The sequence below is a fragment of the Butyrivibrio sp. CB08 genome (assembly GCF_003625485.1).
GTDB lineage: Bacteria > Bacillota > Clostridia > Lachnospirales > Lachnospiraceae > Butyrivibrio.
This window is the reverse complement of record NZ_RAIR01000001.1, coordinates 55,691-75,001: the sequence shown is the minus strand read 5'-3', so window position 1 is coordinate 75,001 and position 19,311 is coordinate 55,691. Positions and strand designations below refer to the sequence as shown.

At 45.0% G+C, this 19,311-nt stretch carries 17 protein-coding genes; 4 read left to right on the top strand and 13 right to left on the bottom strand.

Going from position 1 to position 19,311, the window contains the following annotated elements:
- Nucleotides 1-163: 163 nt before the first annotated feature.
- The 8 genes from D6855_RS00420 to uxuA form a co-directional block, all read right to left on the bottom strand.
- The gene (locus D6855_RS00420) at nucleotides 164-1,627 is read right to left on the bottom strand and encodes a methyl-accepting chemotaxis protein (protein ID WP_120736907.1); all 1,464 of its coding nucleotides are present in this window, start codon (nucleotides 1,625-1,627) and stop codon (nucleotides 164-166) included.
- Nucleotides 1,628-1,753: 126 nt separating this feature from the next.
- Entirely contained in the window at nucleotides 1,754-2,086 is a 333-nt protein-coding gene (locus D6855_RS00415; protein ID WP_147368108.1) for a hypothetical protein, read from the bottom strand.
- Nucleotides 2,087-2,106: 20 nt separating this feature from the next.
- The gene (locus tag D6855_RS00410) at nucleotides 2,107-3,294 is read right to left on the bottom strand and encodes a hypothetical protein (protein WP_120736903.1); all 1,188 of its coding nucleotides are present in this window, start codon (nucleotides 3,292-3,294) and stop codon (nucleotides 2,107-2,109) included.
- Between the two features lie 91 nt (nucleotides 3,295-3,385).
- A complete protein-coding gene (locus tag D6855_RS00405) occupies nucleotides 3,386-4,147 on the bottom strand; it encodes a hypothetical protein (protein ID WP_243111747.1) in 762 nt (253 codons plus the stop codon).
- A gap of 35 nt (nucleotides 4,148-4,182) precedes the next feature.
- Nucleotides 4,183-4,977, bottom strand: coding sequence for a hypothetical protein (locus tag D6855_RS00400; RefSeq protein ID WP_120736902.1), 795 nt, complete (start codon nucleotides 4,975-4,977; stop codon nucleotides 4,183-4,185).
- Nucleotides 4,978-6,047: 1,070 nt separating this feature from the next.
- Nucleotides 6,048-6,752 carry a zinc-ribbon domain-containing protein gene (locus tag D6855_RS00395; protein ID WP_120736899.1) on the bottom strand — a complete coding sequence of 235 codons (705 nt, stop codon included), beginning with the start codon at nucleotides 6,750-6,752 and terminating at the stop codon, nucleotides 6,048-6,050.
- 119 nt (nucleotides 6,753-6,871) lie between these two features.
- Entirely contained in the window at nucleotides 6,872-8,488 is a 1,617-nt protein-coding gene (locus D6855_RS00390) for a mannitol dehydrogenase family protein (protein ID WP_120736897.1), read from the bottom strand.
- Between the two features lie 3 nt (nucleotides 8,489-8,491).
- Nucleotides 8,492-9,568: a mannonate dehydratase gene (uxuA, locus tag D6855_RS00385; RefSeq protein ID WP_120736895.1), complete on the bottom strand. Its 1,077-nt coding sequence runs from the start codon at nucleotides 9,566-9,568 to the stop codon at nucleotides 8,492-8,494.
- A 120-nt stretch (nucleotides 9,569-9,688) separates the two neighbouring features.
- Here uxuA and D6855_RS00380 point away from each other — a divergent pair, with 120 nt between their 5' ends.
- Nucleotides 9,689-10,582 carry an AraC family transcriptional regulator gene (locus tag D6855_RS00380; protein ID WP_120736893.1) on the top strand — a complete coding sequence of 298 codons (894 nt, stop codon included), beginning with the start codon at nucleotides 9,689-9,691 and terminating at the stop codon, nucleotides 10,580-10,582.
- On the opposite strand, the gene D6855_RS00375 is transcribed toward D6855_RS00380, so the two are convergent.
- Nucleotides 10,515-11,927, bottom strand: a complete 1,413-nt coding sequence (locus tag D6855_RS00375; RefSeq protein WP_120736892.1) for an MATE family efflux transporter — start codon at nucleotides 11,925-11,927, stop codon at nucleotides 10,515-10,517. The two genes, D6855_RS00380 and D6855_RS00375, sit on opposite strands and share 68 nt — an antisense overlap.
- A 157-nt stretch (nucleotides 11,928-12,084) precedes the next feature.
- Here D6855_RS00375 and D6855_RS00370 point away from each other — a divergent pair, with 157 nt between their 5' ends.
- Nucleotides 12,085-12,957 (top strand): helix-turn-helix transcriptional regulator, encoded by an 873-nt coding sequence (locus tag D6855_RS00370; protein WP_120736889.1) that lies wholly within the window; start codon nucleotides 12,085-12,087, stop codon nucleotides 12,955-12,957.
- Nucleotides 12,954-13,841, top strand: coding sequence for an NAD(+) diphosphatase (gene nudC / locus D6855_RS00365; RefSeq protein WP_120736887.1), 888 nt, complete (start codon nucleotides 12,954-12,956; stop codon nucleotides 13,839-13,841). The genes D6855_RS00370 and nudC overlap by 4 nt, the downstream gene beginning before the upstream one ends.
- A 51-nt stretch (nucleotides 13,842-13,892) precedes the next feature.
- Here nudC and D6855_RS00360 read toward each other — a convergent pair whose 3' ends face one another.
- The 3 genes from D6855_RS00360 to D6855_RS00350 are packed head-to-tail and all read right to left on the bottom strand — an operon-like array spanning nucleotide 13,893 to nucleotide 15,982.
- Nucleotides 13,893-14,693 carry an alpha/beta fold hydrolase gene (locus D6855_RS00360; protein WP_120736885.1) on the bottom strand — a complete coding sequence of 267 codons (801 nt, stop codon included), beginning with the start codon at nucleotides 14,691-14,693 and terminating at the stop codon, nucleotides 13,893-13,895.
- Nucleotides 14,690-15,055: a DUF1622 domain-containing protein gene (locus D6855_RS00355; protein ID WP_120736883.1), complete on the bottom strand. Its 366-nt coding sequence runs from the start codon at nucleotides 15,053-15,055 to the stop codon at nucleotides 14,690-14,692. Before D6855_RS00355 ends, D6855_RS00360 begins: the two co-directional genes overlap by 4 nt.
- Nucleotides 15,056-15,103: 48 nt before the next feature.
- Nucleotides 15,104-15,982 carry an SMP-30/gluconolactonase/LRE family protein gene (locus D6855_RS00350; RefSeq protein WP_120736881.1) on the bottom strand — a complete coding sequence of 293 codons (879 nt, stop codon included), beginning with the start codon at nucleotides 15,980-15,982 and terminating at the stop codon, nucleotides 15,104-15,106.
- A gap of 116 nt (nucleotides 15,983-16,098) precedes the next feature.
- Between D6855_RS00350 and D6855_RS00345 the strand changes: the two genes are divergently transcribed.
- Nucleotides 16,099-17,730, top strand: a complete 1,632-nt coding sequence (locus tag D6855_RS00345) for a GGDEF domain-containing protein (protein ID WP_120736879.1) — start codon at nucleotides 16,099-16,101, stop codon at nucleotides 17,728-17,730.
- 44 nt (nucleotides 17,731-17,774) lie between these two features.
- Here D6855_RS00345 and D6855_RS00340 read toward each other — a convergent pair whose 3' ends face one another.
- Entirely contained in the window at nucleotides 17,775-19,265 is a 1,491-nt protein-coding gene (locus D6855_RS00340) for a sodium/proline symporter (RefSeq protein WP_120736877.1), read from the bottom strand.
- Nucleotides 19,266-19,311: the final 46 nt, after the last annotated feature.

The following is a 19,311-nucleotide window of genomic DNA, read 5'->3' as shown; positions in this document are numbered from 1 at the left end:
ATACTTATAGTTTCTAGCGTTATAGCCATAATCATTCCGAAAAAAATAACTACCATTATTTATTTTACTCCATATCTTGTTATTTGTCATGAAAAAAAGCATAGATTTTGTGGTCATCCATGCTTTTTTAATAAAAATTTAAGTTTTTTAATTTTCCTGGTGCTTACTCAGCCTGCATATCCTTGAGCTTGTTAGCCTGCATGAAGATCTCGCCAAGGATAGTCTTGAACTCGTCGAACTTCTCCACTGCGTCGTCGGAGGACTGTACGCCCTGGTTTGAAAGGGATGCAACTTCCTCGCTGGTTGCAGAAAGGTTTGAGATGGAATCGTTGATCTCGGTGGTAGAAGTTGCGATGGACTTCATACCTTCTCCGATCTCTTCGAAACGTGAAAGCATCTCGCTTACGTTGTCGTTGATGCTGTCGAAGTTTTCACCAACGGTCTGGATCATCTGGTTCTGCTCAGTCACGCTGGTTACTGTATCGTCGATACTTGCCATTGCCTTCTGAACATCCTCAACAAGCTCGTTGATAATACCTGTGATCTCAGTGGACGCTGTATTGGTGCCTGCTGCAAGTTCGCGGACATCATTAGCAACAACTGCAAAGCCCTTTCCTGCATCACCTGCTCTTGCAGCCTCAATGCTGGCGTTGAGAGCAAGGAGGTTTGTCTGCTTTGCTATGGACATGATTGTGCTGACGATCTTCTGTACTTCTTCAACTTTTCTGATAACGGCCTGAGTAGCTTCAACAGTAACCTGGCTCTGCTGCTCAACATTAGCCGATTTTTCTTTTAACTCTGTGATAACCTGAACGCCCTCGCGAACGGTGCTCTGAGCGCTCTCTGAGGCCTTCGTCATCTCTTTTCTATTGGCCTCTGTTGTCTCAGTCTCTTCCTGGATCTGCTGAACCTTCTGAGCCTGATTGGTGATGGCCTGAGCCGTGCTCTCCATGCTGCTGGCGATATCCTGCATTCCGGAGTGCTGGGTCTCCATGATCTCCTGAAGGGCTACCATGTCATCCTGAGACTTGTTGAAGAGGTCTGTAATGGTGTTGGCAATTTCTGCCATGGCATTACCTGTTTCAAGAGTCTCCTCTGCATTCTTGGTAATCTTGGCGTTGTTCTCCTCGTTGAATTTGGTAAGGAGTGTAACTGTGCAAAGGCAGGCTACAAATGCCAGCGCCAGAGTGATGGCTGCTGGAACGAGCTCCAGATCAAATTCACCTGTTGTCATGGTTTTCTTGATAACAGTGATGACAAAAGAGATAATGATCGCCCCGATACCGAATTTACAGAGCCTGGCATTTAAGAAAATGATACTGCAGATAAGGATTGGAAGGCCGAAAGCAAAGTAGATGAGGCTATCCTCGGCGATAAGAATTACGAAATAGAAAATCGTGGCGCCGCCCATTATCATGATGGAGCCCTTCTTTTCATAGGCATGCTTGAAGTTTCCAAATGCACATATTCCTGCGCAGAGGAAGGAACTGACAACTATAAGATTTCTTCCAAGATTCGGTCCATACTGGAAGATGGAAAATACAGTCATCATTATTCCGCTTATCATAATTACGATAGTTACATAGAAACTGTTATTATTGGCTCTTTTGTACTGTTCTGAATTCATAAAATAATCCCTTTCACATACAATTTCGTGTTAAAGCCGATACACTAAAATTGTACCATAAAAGGGATTAAATTACGTTATTTCGAATATTAAATTATTATGAAGGAACTTAATTCTTGTCCAAAATTATTTGCCCTCAAGATCAGCAACCCTGACTGGCTCTCCATTTAACAGAATATATCCCTTTGGCAGGTTTGATGCGTCCGCCATAGATCTGTACTTCTCATTTTTGTGCTCATGAGGCATGGAGCCAGATTCCTTGCTGTGGAACTTGGTCTTTTTATTGTAAGTATCATATTTCCCGGGCTTTTGGTGAGCATGGGGCATCGCGCCAGACTCTTTTCCCATGGGAATCATGGTCTTAAAATCCTTGGTGGGCAATCCCTTTTTCTTCCTGATAGCCCTGACGATGGAAAAAACAACTGCGCCGTAGAACAATAAAGTTAAAATAGCTTCCATTCTGCCTCCTGCCTTGCCTGTCACATCTTCCCCTGTGCAAGCACCATTTTCTCAAACTCGCTCTCGGACTCCTCTAACTTGATATCTCCGGATGAATCTCTTTTCAAACTGATCTCATAACCTATGCGCTTACTAAGATACAAAAGCCCTGCGCCAAAGAGCACATCGCCTTCTTCATGGGCGATAGTCACATACTTCTCGATAAGCGGAATGACGTCCTCCTCAGGAAACTGCTCCAGTGTGTTGATTGCCTCTTCAAAGTATGGCTTCTGTATATCCTTTATACACTGGAAAAGAAACTCCAGCGCACTGGCATTTTCTGGATACCCAAGGCACTTCGCCAGCTTGACACCATTTATTACGCAGATATCGTTTCGGAAAAGAGATATGTCAAACCAGCCATCTATCTCTTTTATCCTACCATCTTTAATGGCCTTGCTGATAATGTTGATCTCCTGGTCCAGAAGGACTCTGCCAAACAGTTCCTTCTTAGCTCCCTTGTCGGTCTCAAGTTCTCTCATGCGCTGATTGAAGTTACTGCGCTCAGTCTTGCCAGCCTCGATATCAGCAAGTTCCTGCTCCCAGCGATATCTGAGCTCGTCCCAGTCAGCCTTTGACATTTCTGGAAGCTTGCCCTTGTAGACATTCTTAAATGCTTCCTGAATGTCTGCTATAGCAGAGTTTCTTCGCTCGTAGTTGTAAAATGCCTTTTTAGAATAAAGGATCTCGTCCAGCGCCTTACGTACTACCGGATCATCAAGCCACATCTGGTTCTTGATGGAATCACCGTTTATCATGATAAGTTTGCTGTTGGCATGTTCAAATCTATGGACCAGATTGGTTGGATAATATCTGCCGTTAACATAGAACCATCTGCCACTCTCTGAGACCTGTACTTTTTGGCAGGTAGTGCCATCCTTCATTACATATGGTTTAAACTTGTCAGCTGAAAGAAGCCTGATGGTCTGTTTAAGTCCGAATATCCTTCCCCAGTAAGGGACGGTACCCATCTCTTTTCCATTCTTGAGCTTGTCTTCATACTTGTTGAAAAGATGACTTGCCAGGAAAAACAAGGCAATGTAGCCAACCAGCCCCATGGAGAAAAGCACTCCAACGATCATGATGATGATCCAGACCTTCCAGCCAAGTTTAAAGAGACTAAATATTGGGCGTTCTGTTTTCCAGAAGCCTTTTAAAAAATTCCACATATTACTTCAAAAACCTTCCTAATAACTGTACGGATATAATATACAATCTGACAGCTGTGGTGTAAACAGCTCTGTGCACAATTCAGAGGGTTTAGTTATTTATTTTTGCGATTTCGTAGGTGTCCAGCGGGAGGTCAAGGAGTTCAATGATCCTTAGCTCATCAACAGCATCCGCCACTGCGTTATGGACTTCAAAGTATCTGGAAGAGCCAGTCAGCATGCGGGTTATGGGTTCAACGCCATAGTTGGATTTAAGGCGTCCCGTCTTGCAGCAGGCTGCGGAGTCAGGAATTGCCTTGTTGAACTGGCGGTAAGCGGCGATGCGCATGATATCAAACCAATTGTAGGCTTTTAGTTCTGGCAGGTGCGAATAGTCGAACTTGGCGTTATAGGCGTAGATGTCAGTAATGCTCTGGTCTGCCAGGTAGCTGGCCAGGTCCTGCATGGCCTGCTGTCGGGTTGCCATGATTGGTTTAACGTCGCAGCTATGCATGACGTTTGAGTACATGCCACCGACACGGGCTTCCTGCTCAAAGATGTAGTATCTTGTGTCCAGGCACTTGAGGGTGTTCTGGTCTGCTATTGCAACTCCCAGGGACATGACCTGATCATTCCAGTTTGTTTCAGTGTCGATAACGGCGAAGAGGTTGGTTGTTGCGGCGTCGTGGTGAGCAGTATTGCCGGGTGCGGTGGGGCGTGGTTGTGGTTTTTCTGGTTCCGACTTAGTGGTAGTGCTCTGCGCCTGAGTTTTATGCGCTTCGTTATTTTTAGTTGGCTCTGCGCCGTTTCGTATCATATTTAGAAAGTCCAAAGACTTGTTGTATCCCATGATGTATAGTCCTCCGCATTCCATTATCCCTGCTTTGGGCTATTGTATCAACATATTATCTAGAGAAACATCTCGGTTGTACTCTTTTTAATGTCATTTATGTTGAAGGGGCTCCCCGCTCCCTCAAAGGTCAATATCAGGTTCTTGCCTGTATAGATGCCACTTTTGCGGTAATCACTAAGTTTAATCAGGTTCTCTTTTCTATAGCGATCTTCGTCAAGGCGGCCCATGTGCTCGTGATAAATGATCTTTCTTCTTTTTGTATCAAGAACTGTGAAATCCGGATACTTGGTCTTACCGTTTGAGAGGAGCAGCGCACATTCATACCTGTAAGGAATTCCCATTTCATAGTACATGTCAGCAATAAGAGCCTCAGATTTTGATCTTACTTTATCACCCTTTAATGTTGGATATACCCTCTCTTCTACCTTGTAGTCGCTTATCTTATAAGGCTCTTTTTCCCAGAGTTTACCAACTTCCTCATCTGTTAAAAGGTAGGGTTTAACGAAGTCGGCCTTGTTTTTGTGAAGCTTATTCCTGGCGTATTCAGGCGGAATGGAGGCGTGACGGTTAAGGAATGTAGCGATCTGGCTTAGCTCTCTTGTTGCCTCTTTAAGGAAGATTTTAGTGTATTCTTTCTGAATAAGCCTGGTTATCATGTCATTGTGGGTCTTGGGGATATACTTGCCCTGGTGGTCGGTCTCTTTTGTCACACGGTAGAAGTAAGCCTGTCCTTTTAACGTGATCGTTCTTATTTTGCCAGCAGGCGCTTTCTTCATAAATTGTTCTGCACGGGAAATAGCCGTCTCCAATTCCTGTTTTCTTCTGATCATTTCACTAACGTAATTGTTCATGTATCCTCTTTTCTGAGCTTGTTGTCATAAATTCTTATTATTTCTAATATTTCAGATTCGTATTTTGCGCTTACCAATCCATACAGTTCATTTTTCACAGTCTATTTTCCAGCGTTAGTATCAGAAGGTAATCACTTTTCGTCTGGTACTAACATTTTCAGCTTCAAAATAAAATTTTAGGGCCTATTTAGTATCAAAATGAGTTCTCTTTGGAATTGGTACTAACTCAAAATCAACAAAAGCCATTTCTTAAAGAAGCTTCTATCTTTAAGTTAATATCAAATGACCTTACTGGAGTGGCTGATACTAACCCATTTAAAATATCAAGCGTTACCCCTTGATTTTGTTAGTATCACAAAGCATTTCCGAGTCATCTGGTACTAATTTGTCCAAAAAGGCAACGTGATTATTGATAGTCGAAAAAAAAGTGTGAAGTTAGATAAGACCTTGAATAAAGACAATCCACCAAACATACAGGACCAAAGACGCGTTGCCAGGTCGCGGGTTGCCTGCAGGGCAGGCCTGGGATATAAACTACGCAGCGCAGAATGCGCAGAATGCGTATGAACGCAGAGTTGCGTTGCAAGGACTTGTAAAGCAGTAAGTGAATTAAGCGCGGCACGCAGAACGCGTGAAAGAATGCGCTGCGACCAGGGCAAGGAAAAGAATCGCGCAGAAAGAGCGCAGTTCGCCATATAAAAGACAAATCCTGTATGTTTAGTGTTTGAAATTAAATCGCCCAAGCAAACCATCACCCACCTTTAGACAGTGTGGGGGCTGTGGCGATCGCTCCGACAGGAGCCTGATGTTTGAATTACTATAATAAAATCATTATTTAGTAATAACTGTTCCCAACGCAAAAGAGATTAGCATACCAAAATATACGTGTAAATAAGTCTGCCCCAATATTAATAATTTCTGCCGCAAATCTTAAGAAAGTCATAAGAATTTGACTAAAAAATCCCAAGCCTCGCTTCGTAAAAACGTAAAAAAGGCCCGGCCTTATGGCCGAGCCCAAATAGATACACTATTCACATATCAGTCACCGGATCACCAAGTAACGAAAAGAATCACTTCAAGAATCCAATAGAACTGATAATAGGAATCTCCTTAGCCTTGCCCTGGAGTACCCAGACAATGGCCATGATATCAAGCACCACAATGATCATTGCTCCAACGATAGCTACTACCCATCCGATGAAAGGAACGATAGCAACAACAAGAAGAAGGATTGCTGCGATGTCGAGTCTGATGGCGTTCTTGATGTGGAACTTAACAAACTCAGAATCCTTAACATAGATTCCTACGATTATACCTGCGATGCAGGAGAATAAGTAAGGAAGGATTGCAAAGAGCTTGTTGTCAGCGATGTCCTGTGGATCGAACTCACTGGTGTGGTCCTTAGGATCAAAAGCAACGTATGGCTGCTGGTACTGAGGCTGCTGATAAGGAGCCTGGCCATAAGGCTGCTGATAATTAGCTGCTGGTACTGGAGCAACAACTGGAGCCTGCTGAGCACCTGGCTGCTGACCTACTGGCTGGCCCTGATTAACTGGCTGACCTGCTGGCTGGCCCTGATTAACTGGCTGGCCTGCTGGCTGACCTGCTGCCTGGCCCTGTGCACCTGCATTAGCTGCGTTTGTATCCCCACTTGGAGCAGCTGAAGCAGTTGTAGTAGTCTCTGCTGCAGGAGTTTCTGTCATAGCGCTTCCGCAATTATTGCAAAAAGCAGCATCATCAGGAACTGAAGTTCCACAATTAGCGCAAATTTTCATATCCGTTTCCTCCTAAAATACATTTTTTCAATACATTTACTAATTGTACATTCACTGAGTTTTATTTTCAAGAAAAAGGGATGTGAACCCTACTAAAGGCTCACATCCCTGACCAGAAATCAGCAGTATTTCTGGAGTGTTTTCCTGATCGCACCTTCTCCGGCTATAAGCTCCATAAAGTAGGAGATCACAAGCTCAGACAAGCCTACAGCTTCAAGGTCTACCCCAAAGATGGACGCGTCTTTGAGTAGTGGAAGCACTGCCTCCTTAACCTTGGCGCTGTCAGTCTCACCGAGACTAATACCAGAAACAAAGCTCTTAGCCTTGTCAAGAAGTGGATCCGGGCTAGGCTCGAAGCTCTGGCCCTTGTCATCTATGCCCATCAGATAGCGCAGCCATCCAGCATGAACAAGTGGGATATACTTGAGGTTTTTGACATCCAGGGAGGAAGCGGCCTCGTATGCTTTGATGGTCTCGCCAAATCTGATTGCAAGCTTCTGTGAAGTGTCAGTTGCAATACGCTGTGGTGTATCTGGCATGAATACGTTAGGAATACGAACGTTTACAACTGTATCGATAAACTCCTGGGGCTTAATTACGCCAGGATCTGTAACAACCTTAAGTCCTTCATCATAACCGATCTTCTTAACGAGATTTACAAGGTTCTCATCCTTCATCTCGTCTGAGATCTTGGTAAATCCAAGGATGCAGCCATATACTGCAAGGGCTGTGTGGAGAGGGTTAAGGCAGGTGCAGACCTTCATGCGCTCAACCTTATCAACAGTCTCCTTTTCTGTGAAGATAACGCCAACCTTCTCAAGAGCTGGTCTGCCGTTAGGGAACTTGTCCTCGATAACAAGGTACTCGCTCTCCTCTGCGTTTACGAAAGGAGCAACCCATGTCTTCATTGATGTAACAACTGGCTCAAGCTCCTCAACTCCGTCCTTTTTAAGGATCTCATTAACGGAATCGTCTGGTCTTGGTGTGATCTTGTCGATCATTGACCATGGGAAGCTTACCTTGTTCTCATCCTCAATATATGCGAGGAATCCTTTTTCTGCCTTGCCGTTTTCTGTCCATGCCTTGGCAAAAGAGCTAACAGCTGCATAAAGCTTGTCTCCGTTGTGTGAGCAGTTGTCTGTGCTTACCATGGCGATCTTCTTTTCGCCAACAAGGTATCTTGCGTACAAAAGAGCTGCTACCTTACCAATGTAGCTCTTTGGAGCCTCAGGTCCATTCTCAAAATCTTCCTTAACAGCTGGAAGTGTCTCTCCTGCTGCATTTACAAGGCTGTATCCCTTCTCTGTGATAGTGAAGGTTGCAAGCTGAAGACTGTCGGCCTCAAAAATCTCTTTTAACCTGCCAAACTCATCTGGCCTTGCAGAATCAAGGATGCAGGACTCAGCGATGCTTGAGATAACTGACTTCTCAACTGATCCGTCAGCCTTAAGTGTAACCAGGATTGAAAGGTTGTCGTGAGGACGATACATCTTTTCGATGATCTCGTAGTCAAATCCCTCAACAACTGTAAGGCCCTTAGAATCAAGTCCCTGCTCGATCATCTTCTGGGACAGATTAGCCTGGAAAGCCCTGAAGATGTTGCCTGCTCCGAAGTGAACCCACTCAGGATTAGCCACAGTCTCTTTTATCATCGCTTCTCTGTCAAAGGAAGGAACATAGAAACCCTTGTCCTTCCAGGAATTATCGCTATAAACACTCTGTGCATTAAGTTTCATGATTTAAACACCTCTCTGATGTGATTTCTCGATTGCTTCCCAAAGACCGTTGATGTATGTTGCGCCAAGGGCTCTGTCGTAGAGACCGTAGCCTGGCATAGCAACCTCGCCCCAGATCATGCGGCCGTGGTCAGGACGGATAGGTCCCTCAAAGCCTGTCTCATAAAGAGCCTTAACAATCTCGTACATATCGAAGGTGCCGTCTGCTGAAAGATGAGCAGCCTCCTCGAAGTTTGTAGGAGAAATGAACTTAAGGTTTCTTACGTGAGCGAAGTGGATCCTGCCCTCAAGAGCTCTGATCATGTGTGGAAGGTCGTTCTCAAGGCTTGTTCCGTAAGAACCTGAGCAGAATGTAACGCCGTTGTGTACGTCGTCTACTGCCTTCATGAGCTTTAGGATGTTCTTTTCGTTGTTGATGATCCTTGGAAGTCCGAATACTGACCATGCTGGATCGTCTGGATGGATAGCCATCTTGATGTCGTACTTGTTACATACTGGCATGATAGCCTTCAGGAAATATACGATGTTCTCAAAGAGCTTGTCTTCGTCAACATCCTTGTAGATCTGGAAGAGCTCTTTTACCTTGGCCATTCTCTCTGGCTCCCAGCCTGGCATTACAGTGCCGTTCATCTCGCCGGAGATTGACTCAAACATCTTCTCAGGATCGATTGCATCGATGGCTTCCTGTGTGTAAGCAAGGACAGTTGAGCCGTCCTCTCTCTTTCTTGCAAGCTCTGATCTTGTCCAGTCGAAGACAGGCATGAAGTTGTAGCAGACCATGTGGATGTCTTCCTTACCAAGATTCTCAAGAGTCTTGATGTAGTTGTCGATGTGCTCATCGCGCTCTGCTGTTGCAGCCTTGATGGCATCAGATACGTTAACTGACTCAATACCTGCTATCTTAAGGCCTTCAGACTCAACGTCCTTTTTAAGAGCCTGAATCTCGCTCTGCTCCCAGAGCTCGCCAGCCTGCTTGTTGTAAAGTGTTGTAATAACCCCGTGAACGCCTGGAATCTGTCTGATCTGCCAAAGCTTAACAGTGTCAAACTCTTTTCCGTACCAGCGAAGTGTCATCTCCATAAATAAATACCTCCGAAATTAGTGCTGTTTATTGTTATATTCACTTTACGTTTTGGGAAAAGAGATTTGAATAGAATTTATTGTTGCAGACATTGCAAAAATTGTTGTAGAATTCAACTTATGAAAAATAAACTACGATCATCCTTCAATTCCAGACAGTACATGGTCTCATCGGACTTTGAGGTTTTCTATTACTCAGACAAGAACTTCAAGACCCTGAGCCCCCACGCCCACGATTACTATGAGTGTTACCTGTTTATCGAGGGCGATATCACCATGGAGATATTCTCTGGTGGCGAAAAACGCGAAAAGCACAAGATGGCTCCGGGAGACCTGATGCTGGTACCTCCAGGTATCATGCACCACGCCATCATGGATGATCCCAGCAAGAGCTACCGCCGGTTCGTGTTCTGGATCAGTAAGGACTGCTGTAACAGCTTAACCCAGGAATCCATAGACTACATGTACCTTATCCAGAAGGCCGAGGCGTTCCACAAGTATATCTATCACCTTCCTCCTGCCCAGTTCCACCAGGTAGAGTCAAGGTTTTTGCGCCTCTTAGAGGAGATCTCCAGCGAGCGCTACGGTTCTGGAGCTGCAAGGCATCTGTGCCTCTGCGACCTAATCCTTACCATCAACCGCGTCATCTACGATGAGGAGCACAAGGAGATCGGAACGGATGAGCTGTCTCTTTTCCAGAACATCCTCTCCTACGTTGAGAACAACCTTGAGGACGTTCTGTCTCTTGATGATATCGCAGGACAGTTCTTTGTGAGCAAGTACTACGTTGCTCACCTTTTCAAGGACACCCTTGGAATCTCCCTTCACCAGTATATAATAAAAAAGCGCCTCGACGAGTGTCGAAACGCTATTACCAATGGCGAAAGCATCACCGGTGCCTACGAGAGGTTTGGCTTCAGGGATTATTCAAGTTTTTTCAAAGCTTTTAGGAAGGAATACGGAATGTCCCCAAAGGAATACCAGAGCCTCTACGGCCACGGCCCTTCGAAATGATCTTCTTCCAGTCAGGGGAAAAGATATAGTACCCGATCATGCAGGTCATTCCAAAAACGAAGGAAACCGGGAAGCAGAACATAATATAGGTTCCGTCAAAGAACCTGTCTATAAGGTAAGCGCAAGGGATCCTCACGGCCCACAGCATCATCAGATTGATGACAGTTGTGTACCTGACGAATCCAACACCATTGACCATGTTAGAAATAGAGTTAAACACTGCAAAACACCACTGGGATATCAGCACAGCCACCACGTATCTGCTGGCATAGACGAGAACCATTTCATCCTGTGAAAAGAACTTCAGGATGGGCATTCTGAAACTGATAAATATCATGCCAAGAGCAAGGGTCGCAATTCCGTTGATAGCCGGGATCATGATATAGCCCTGTCTTAATCTGTCGTAATTACGTGCACCATAGTTTTGACCGGAGAATGTGGACGCTGCAGCAGAAACAGCTGTTATCGCAACATTTGTTATTCCTGTGATCCTGCCTGCCACTGAAGCTCCAGCCATGAACTGATAACCCTGGGCGTTGACAAGAGTCTGCATTGCCATGTGCCCAAATGAGAACAGTGAGTTATTTAGACCAATGGGAAGACCCAGCGCAAGGATGCTCTTCATGTCTCCCATATCAAGTGTTTTGGGTAATATCGTAAACTTAAGCTCTGGAAATTTCTTTTGAATGTAAAAGATACTTACGATCCAGGACAGGAACATGGATGTGCTGGTAGCTATTGCAGCCCCTCTCACATCCATACCAAGTCCCGCAACAAACAAAAGGTCCAGAATTATATTGGTCACGCAAGAGACCACTAAAAACCAAAGGGAGGCAACACTGTCGCCAAGTCCCCTTAGAATTCCGGCGTTCATATTATAGCCGATGTTTCCAAGAGCTCCTATAAAGACTACTCTTGTATAGATAAGGGCATTGTTCCAGACGTCTGCTGGAACGCCCATGAATTTCAAAATGTAAGGCGTAGCAATAAAACCAATGATGGCAATTGGTATGCCGCTAAGATAAACAAATGAGGTTGCAGTAGCGGACAGCTCTGCGACCTTTTTCTCATCTCCGGCCCCGATCTTCTGGGACACCAGAATGGATACTCCGGTACCTATTCCAAGAAACACACAAAGAAGCACCTCTACAGGCTGTGAACTGGTTCCAACAGCTGCAAGAGCCTTATCTCCGCAGTAGTAGCTCACCACCAGCGTATCAACTGTGGTGTACATCTGCTGCAGGATATTACCTATTACGATGGGTATCGCAAACAGCAGCACGTTTCTGATGATGCTGCCCTTGGTCATATCTATCTTTTTGCGTTTTTCTTTAACCTGTGCCATTCATGTTCCCTTCGTAATCCATTACTATTTTCGTACCAAATTTCATAATTATCTCATGTTAATATAGACATTTTTGTTTCAAAATTATGATATGATGTCATTATAGGAAACTAATCGAAGAGTTTTATTTTGTCATATCATCTGAAAGGAGCACCCCATGGCGCTTCCACTGCCCCAGGGAAAAAACTTCATAATCACCCACAGGAAGCTGTCCGGAGATTTTGAGATGCCTTCCATGGAAGTGGCCTCTGACCACTACTCCATCGGCTTTATCATCCACGGGGACAGAAAGGTCATAACTCCCACCATAAGCTACGTGCTCCACAAGGGCTACGTCAACACTGTGGCACCATTTCTCTACCACAGGACGATTCCTGCATCAACCGACTACTACGAGAGCTACCTCATCAAGTTCTCTCCGGAAATGGCTGCTGACTTTACAAATGCCTATGGCTCCAAGGTCCTTGAAGCTATCTTCAAGCACCCGCCCAAGCACTTTTCAGAAGAGGACGAGAAAAAGATATTTGACCTTGCTGCGATCCTTCTTGAGATGTACGACGCCCATGAAGCAACAGGCCTTCCGGAGGATCCGGCAGTTCTTTTCAAATACAAGAACCTTCTGTACACCATTTTGAGCTTCATCTCCGACAGGGGAATAGACGATACCGAGAAGTCCGTGGTCCACACCGCGGCCCTTTCTGAGCCCATCATGGAAGCTGTCTACTACATGGAAAAGAACTACAGAAAGCCCATCAAGATCGAGGACGTGGCATCAGTATCCGGTTACTCCGTGTCCTATTTTTCAAGGCTCTTCACTTCCCAGCTTGGCCGCCCGTTCTCAGAATATCTGTGCATCACAAGGCTCAAGCACGTGCAGAACCTGCTACTTACCACGGATATGTCAGTTACAGACATCTCCCTGGAATGCGGCTTTTCATACCCTGGTAACATGACAGCCTGCTTCAAAAAAGAGTTCGCCATGACGCCACTTCAGTTTAGAAAACAGAACGCCGGAAGGAAAAAGAAATGATCCAGGATATCGCACCATATAAACTAAACAATCACTATGAACCAGAGGCCACAGCCACCTCGGAGAGCCTGCTATTTGTGTTTAAGGGAAAAGAGCTTCTGATAAATCTCGACCGTGATGCCAAAACTCTGACACTTCCAAAGCTTTCAGATTTTAAAGGCATCGCCAAAACAGATCTCATCTACCTGTTCAGTATCGGCGACGACAAGTTCTTTTTACTGCCGGCAAAAGCAGACAGCGAAGAGCCCGAACCCACTGCAGAACAGGGCCTTCCAGAGAACTTCACCTTCCACGGCATCTTCGAATTCAGGAGCGACTACTACGAGCCAAAGAGATACGCCTTTGCTGCCTACACTGCATATCAGCTGTCTGAATGGTACGCAGCCACATACTTCTGCGGAAAGTGCGGAAGCAAAAACGAATACCATAAAACAGAGCGGGCCCGTATCTGCCCAAAGTGCGGGAACATCATATACCCAAGGATCAACCCGGCTGTTATTATCGGCGTTACAGATAAGGATACTAATCGCCTGATCCTGACCAAGTACCGCACAGGTTTTGGTCACAACGCTCTGGTTGCAGGCTTTACCGAGATAGGTGAAACCCTGGAAGAGACCGTCGAGCGTGAAGTTATGGAGGAAGTTGGCCTTAAGGTCAAGAACGTCCGCTACTACAAGTCTCAGCCCTGGGGCATTGCAAGCGACATCCTTGCAGGATTCTTTTGTGATGTTGATGGGGAAAAAGAGATACAGATGGACGAATCTGAGCTCAAGTACGCAGAGTGGGTGGCTCCCGAAGATATCGCTTTGCAGCCAATAAATTACAGCCTCACCAACGAGATGATGACGTTGTTCAAAGAAAAGGGCTACGACGGAACCCTATAAAGATGAAAATACCCTCTGGAACATAATCCAGAGGGTTTATTTTTTTCATATTCAAATCTGTGCGAAATAGAAATCGTGGAGCTTATCAACGTAATCCGGGGCTTCGTCGTATACTGCGTGGTTGTATCCATCGTAGATAAATACATCGCACCCTATGCCCCTGGCAAGCTCTTCTGAGAGGGTATAGTTAAACACCTGGTCCTCTCTTGCGCCGATGACAAGTGCGGGACACTTGATCTGACCTATCTTATCTGTATTGTCAAATCCAAAGAGGTTTGATGCCAGTATCTTAAATCTTCTAAGTTCCTCTTCTGTCACAAGACCCGCCAATGTGATAAATGCATCTCTGTACTTATTCACAAATTCAGCGGTGTACACCCTGTCTGCAAACTCAAGCATCAGCTCCTTGCATGTATCCATCTTTGCAAGGTCTATCCACTTCCTTACAACAGCTTCAGACTCCTTTGTAGCCCTTGGAGTTGTAGATGCAAGAACAATGCTGTTAACAAGCTCAGGATGCCTTATGGCAATAAGCTGAACTGCAATACCTCCCTGGGATGTTCCAAAGAGATTGACCTTTGAAAGCCCAAGAGCCTTCATCACTTCTGCTGTATCATCAGCCAGTTCTTCCAGTGGATACTCGTCAGGAAGATTCTTTCTCTTATCAAAGACATATATGTCAAACACATCGACAAAAGACTTATAGAGCCCTGCCACTGCTGCCGCAGACTCCATAACACTCTTTACGCTAAGACCTGGAATGATACACAGAGGCGCTCCGCCCTCTTTTCCAAATCTGAAGTAGTCCATCTCCACGTTTCCGGTCTTAATGGTCTCAATATTTATGCTCATAACTTATTCTCCTCGGATTCCTTGAGTTTTGGTTCGAGAGCCTTCTGCTCGTTCTTGATCTCCCAGTGGATAAGGAATGTAAGAGTTGCCCTGAGGGCTATGATAGCTCCAAGAATTCCTAGCTCAGCCCAGTCTCTTACCACAACGGTCCTAAGAACCTCTCCGCCCAGCTTAAATTCCAGAGCCAGAGCAATTCCCTGCGCAAGCTCAAGCCTGATGGAATCGTCCTTCTTGATCCAAAAGATAAAGCTCTTAACGGCAGTAAAAACCAGGATGCAAATGCCAAACATCTCAAGTACCAGTGTTGAAAACTCAACAAAATATCTCAAAATATACTCGGCGCTCTGATAAGCAGCTTCCATAGGCTAGTCTCCTCTCCGAAAAAGTTATCGCTTTACCATTATATTTTACTATATTTTTGCGTAGTCTGGTGCAACTCCTTTTACGTCCAGCTCACATTTAAATATGCAGCCATCAAACTCTCCATTTAGGCCATCTCCTGAGGATGTTATGAAAAGAGTCTTCATCTGCTCTCCGCCAAAACAGCAGGAGGTTGTGTGCTCAGCCATAGTCTCGATCACAGCCAGAAGCTCTCCCGTCTGTCCACTTCTCTTTTCCACACGGCTTCCGCCCCATACTGCCAGATAAAGATTATCCTCACTGTCTATGCACATTCCGTCAGGAACACCATTCTCCACAGTAAAAAGCACCTTCCTGTCAGAGATATTACCAGTCTCCACGTCGTAGTCGTAGACAAATACTGCGTGCTCCAAAGAATCTGAAAAATAGAACTTCTTCTGATCTGCGCTCCAGGCCATTCCGTTGGCTATCTTGGTATCAGGCTGCATGCAGGTCACAAGGCTGTCCACATCTCCGATACGAAGAGATGCGTCGTAGCTGTATAAAGCACCCTCTGCCTCATATTTGTCATCCCTTACTGAGGCTCCAAAAAAGATCCTGCCCCTGGGGTCTGCCTTGGCATCGTTTGATCTCCAGTAAGGCTTGTAGACTTTTCGAAGGTCCTTGGCAAGTCTTGCCTTTCCGTTTTCATAGGAATACAGGCCATCAGCAGCAGCCAGCAAAAATCCTTCGCTGTGCTTTCTTGGGATCGCTGCGCCAATAGGCTGGCCCAGGTCGAAATTTCTTTTCTCCCCGTCTGCAGACAAGGTCCAGAGACAGTTGTCCAGTATATCTACCCAGGACAATCTCCCATAGCGCGGATCGTAGTATGGTCCCTCTCCCAGGGCGTATTTTGCGTTATCAAACACTTCAGCTTTATATGTGATCATGTAATTCTCCTAAAAAAGACGTTAATTCATCTTTTTTTAATAATAACACACCAGCGAACCCATGTTATAATTATTGTAATCACGACTAAAAATCTCTATTAATTGGAGAATAATATATGTTCTACTCTGTAATCGGTATACTTGCACTGTTAGTACTTTTAATTGAAAATCAGGATATTCTATACGACAAGGCTGGCGCCTTCAAGACCCGTCCCTGGATGATCTACAGGCAATTCCTATTGTCTGTAATGGGGTATTACTGTATCGACGCCCTCTGGGGAATCGTCAATCAGCTTGATAATCCGCCCCTTCTGTTTGCCGTAACCACTATCTATTTCATTGCCATGGCTGTGGGAATCATTTTCTGGTCCCACTATGTAATCGTATACATGGACGACAGGAACTCCTTTGGTCAGGTTCTCATCTCCATAGGACACACCATCGCCACAACCATCATCCTGATCTCAATCATCAATATCTTTCTTCCTGTCCTTTTCGTAATTGACGCAAATGGCATATATCAGGCTCTTCCAGTCAGATATGTTGTTCTGGTAATCCAGATCCTGGTCCTTCTTATTATCTCTGTCTATGCCTTCAGAGCCATACGTCACATTGGAAAAGAGAAGGAAACAAACGGCAAATACCTGGCAGTAGCCCTGTTTGGTCTCATAATGGCGATTTTCCTCATATCACAGCTCTGGCTCCCATATCTTCCACTTTACTCAATCGCATATATGCTGGGAACATGTCTTTTACATTCCCTGGTAATCGGTAATGAAAAGGAAGAATACCGCAAAAGAGTCATCGAATACGAAAAACAGCAGGCCTCTCAGCGTGTAGAGCAGGAACACATAGCCTATAAGCGAATAAACTCCCTGGTGGGAAATTTCTTTTGTGTATACGTTGTTGTTCCTGAAACCGGAATGTACCGTGAGATCAGTTCCACTGAAGTCTTTAAAAGGTTTAATATTCCCCCTGAGGGAATGGAATTCTTTGAGGTTTCAAGGGAGCTTATAAGGAACATAATCAGCAGAGATGACCTGGACCGCTTCCTAGCAGTATTCACCAAAGATAATATCCTGGAAGAGATCAGAAACGAAGGTCTCTTTGCCATGACCTACCGCCTCATAATAGATGACGAACCGCACTTTGTTCAGATCAAAGCCGCAATGGTAGAGGAGGAAGATGGAGACAAACTCATTGTGGGCGTCCACGACATTCACTCCTTTGTAAAGCAGGAGGAGGCTTACGCTAAGCTCCTTGCAAAGGCCCAGACCATGGCCAGTGTAGACGGCCTTACCGGCGTAAAGAACAAGTACTCCTATCTTGATCACGAGCAGCGAATAGATGAGATGATAGAGGCGGGACATATCAACTCCTACGGAATTGTGATCCTGGATGTCAATGACCTTAAGATCATCAACGACACTAAAGGTCATCAGGCTGGTGATAAATACATCTGCGATGCCTGCAAGATCATCTGCGACACCTTTAAACGAAGTCCTGTTTTCCGCATAGGCGGCGATGAGTTTGCAGTAATAGTTCAGGGTGAAGATTATTTCGCACTGGATGAGCTCATGGAAAAGATGCATGAACATAACAGCCAGGCCCAGAAAGAGCACGGAATCGTAATAGCCTGCGGAATGGCAAAATATGACGGAAATGAACCTGCCTGCTCCGTATTTAAGCGGGCGGATAAAGAGATGTACGATAACAAGAAAAAGCTCAAAGAAAAACCCACAACCTGATAAAGGCTGTGGGCTTTCTTTTTATGAAGAGATTTGTGTAGTTTTTAGTTCTTTTTAGCTGTTACAAGGCTTACTACTACATTCACTACCAGTGCGATAAGGAATGCAGGAAGAAGCTCGTAAATTGCAAATGCGCCACCAAGCTTGGCAATTCCATACTTCCAGATGAATACGAATGCTCCGCCAAAGATCATTCCTGTAAGTGCGCCGTAGAGGTTTGACTTCTTCCAGAACAGTGAAAGAAGAACTACAGGTCCGAAAGCTGCACCAAATCCAGCCCATGCAAAGGATACGATCTGGAATACAGATGAATCAGGATCTCTTGCGATAAAGATAGCAAGTATTGAAATGAGAATAACAGTGATCTTGGCTACCTTAACCTGTGTCTCATCGTCAAGTTTCTTTTTACCTACAGCCTGGATCAGGTCTGATGAAATAGCTGATGCTGATGCAAGAAGCTGTGAATCTGCTGTGGACATTGTTGCTGCAAGGATACCAGACAGGATAACGCCGGCGATGATGGCAGGAATGATTCCGTAGGTGCTCATAAGGTTTGTGATGTAGATGATAACTCTCTCTGCATTACCTGATCCCTCAAGAACAGGAACCTTGCCAACTGCTGTCATTGCAAGTCCGATAACACCGATGGCAAGAGCTACAAACATGGCGATAACAACCCATACGCTTGCTACTCTTCTTGATATCTTGATCTTATTCTCATCCTCGATGGCCATGAAACGAACCAGGATGTGAGGCATTCCAAAATAGCCAAGTCCCCATGCCATAGTAGAACAGATTGTAAGAAGTCCGTAAGGATTAGCTGCCTTAGCTACAGGGTCATGGATCTGTGTGATACTGAAGTATCCTGGAAGTGACTTGGCATTTGCTACTACAGCGTCCCATCCGCCTGCCTGAGAGATTCCAAAGAAGATAACTACAACAAGAGATATAGTCATTGCAATACTCTGAACAAGGTCTGTCATACACACAGCCTTAAATCCGCCAAGGGAGCAGTATAAAGCTATGATGATGGCACTTACGATCATTGCAAAGAGGTAATCAACACCAAACAGTGTGTTAAAGAGTTTACCGCAGGCAGCAAAACCTGATGCAACATATGGAATAAAGAAGATAACTATGATGATCGCAGAAATAAGGGTAATTACCTTTTTATCATCCCCATATCTTTTTGCGAAATACTCTGGAATTGTGATAGCTCCAAGCTTCTCTGTGCTCTTACGAAGCTTGGCTGCAACAAACAGCCAGTTGAGATATGTTCCGATGGCAAGACCAATGATAGTCCATGTAGCATCAGCAAGACCTGAAAGGTAAGCGACACCTGGAATACCAAGGAGCAGCCAGCTACTCATATCAGATGCCTCAGCACTCATGGCTGCAACAAGTGGTCCCAGCTTTCTTCCGCCAAGATAGAAATCACCTGCATCGTCGTTGCCTTTGGAAAAGATAACTCCGATGAGGATCATCATGGCAAGGTACAAAACAATAACTATGCCCAAAATAATCTGTGTTCCCATACTTTCCTCCGCTCATTTATATATTATAATGTGTGTTTTTAATACG

Bases quoted from the DNA above. Each gene is read 5' to 3' on its own strand.
- D6855_RS00420 (WP_120736907.1), bottom strand. From the start codon at position 1,627: ATGAATTCAGAACAGTACAAAAGAGCCAATAATAACAGTTTCTATGTA.
- D6855_RS00415 (WP_147368108.1), bottom strand. From the start codon at position 2,086: ATGGAAGCTATTTTAACTTTATTGTTCTACGGCGCAGTTGTTTTTTCC.
- D6855_RS00410 (WP_120736903.1), bottom strand. From the start codon at position 3,294: ATGTGGAATTTTTTAAAAGGCTTCTGGAAAACAGAACGCCCAATATTT.
- D6855_RS00405 (WP_243111747.1), bottom strand. From the start codon at position 4,147: ATGGAATGCGGAGGACTATACATCATGGGATACAACAAGTCTTTGGAC.
- D6855_RS00400 (WP_120736902.1), bottom strand. From the start codon at position 4,977: ATGAACAATTACGTTAGTGAAATGATCAGAAGAAAACAGGAATTGGAG.
- D6855_RS00395 (WP_120736899.1), bottom strand. From the start codon at position 6,752: ATGAAAATTTGCGCTAATTGTGGAACTTCAGTTCCTGATGATGCTGCT.
- D6855_RS00390 (WP_120736897.1), bottom strand. From the start codon at position 8,488: ATGAAACTTAATGCACAGAGTGTTTATAGCGATAATTCCTGGAAGGAC.
- uxuA (WP_120736895.1), bottom strand. From the start codon at position 9,568: ATGGAGATGACACTTCGCTGGTACGGAAAAGAGTTTGACACTGTTAAG.
- D6855_RS00380 (WP_120736893.1), top strand. From the start codon at position 9,689: ATGAAAAATAAACTACGATCATCCTTCAATTCCAGACAGTACATGGTC.
- D6855_RS00375 (WP_120736892.1), bottom strand. From the start codon at position 11,927: ATGGCACAGGTTAAAGAAAAACGCAAAAAGATAGATATGACCAAGGGC.
- D6855_RS00370 (WP_120736889.1), top strand. From the start codon at position 12,085: ATGGCGCTTCCACTGCCCCAGGGAAAAAACTTCATAATCACCCACAGG.
- nudC (WP_120736887.1), top strand. From the start codon at position 12,954: ATGATCCAGGATATCGCACCATATAAACTAAACAATCACTATGAACCA.
- D6855_RS00360 (WP_120736885.1), bottom strand. From the start codon at position 14,693: ATGAGCATAAATATTGAGACCATTAAGACCGGAAACGTGGAGATGGAC.
- D6855_RS00355 (WP_120736883.1), bottom strand. From the start codon at position 15,055: ATGGAAGCTGCTTATCAGAGCGCCGAGTATATTTTGAGATATTTTGTT.
- D6855_RS00350 (WP_120736881.1), bottom strand. From the start codon at position 15,982: ATGATCACATATAAAGCTGAAGTGTTTGATAACGCAAAATACGCCCTG.
- D6855_RS00345 (WP_120736879.1), top strand. From the start codon at position 16,099: ATGTTCTACTCTGTAATCGGTATACTTGCACTGTTAGTACTTTTAATT.
- D6855_RS00340 (WP_120736877.1), bottom strand. From the start codon at position 19,265: ATGGGAACACAGATTATTTTGGGCATAGTTATTGTTTTGTACCTTGCC.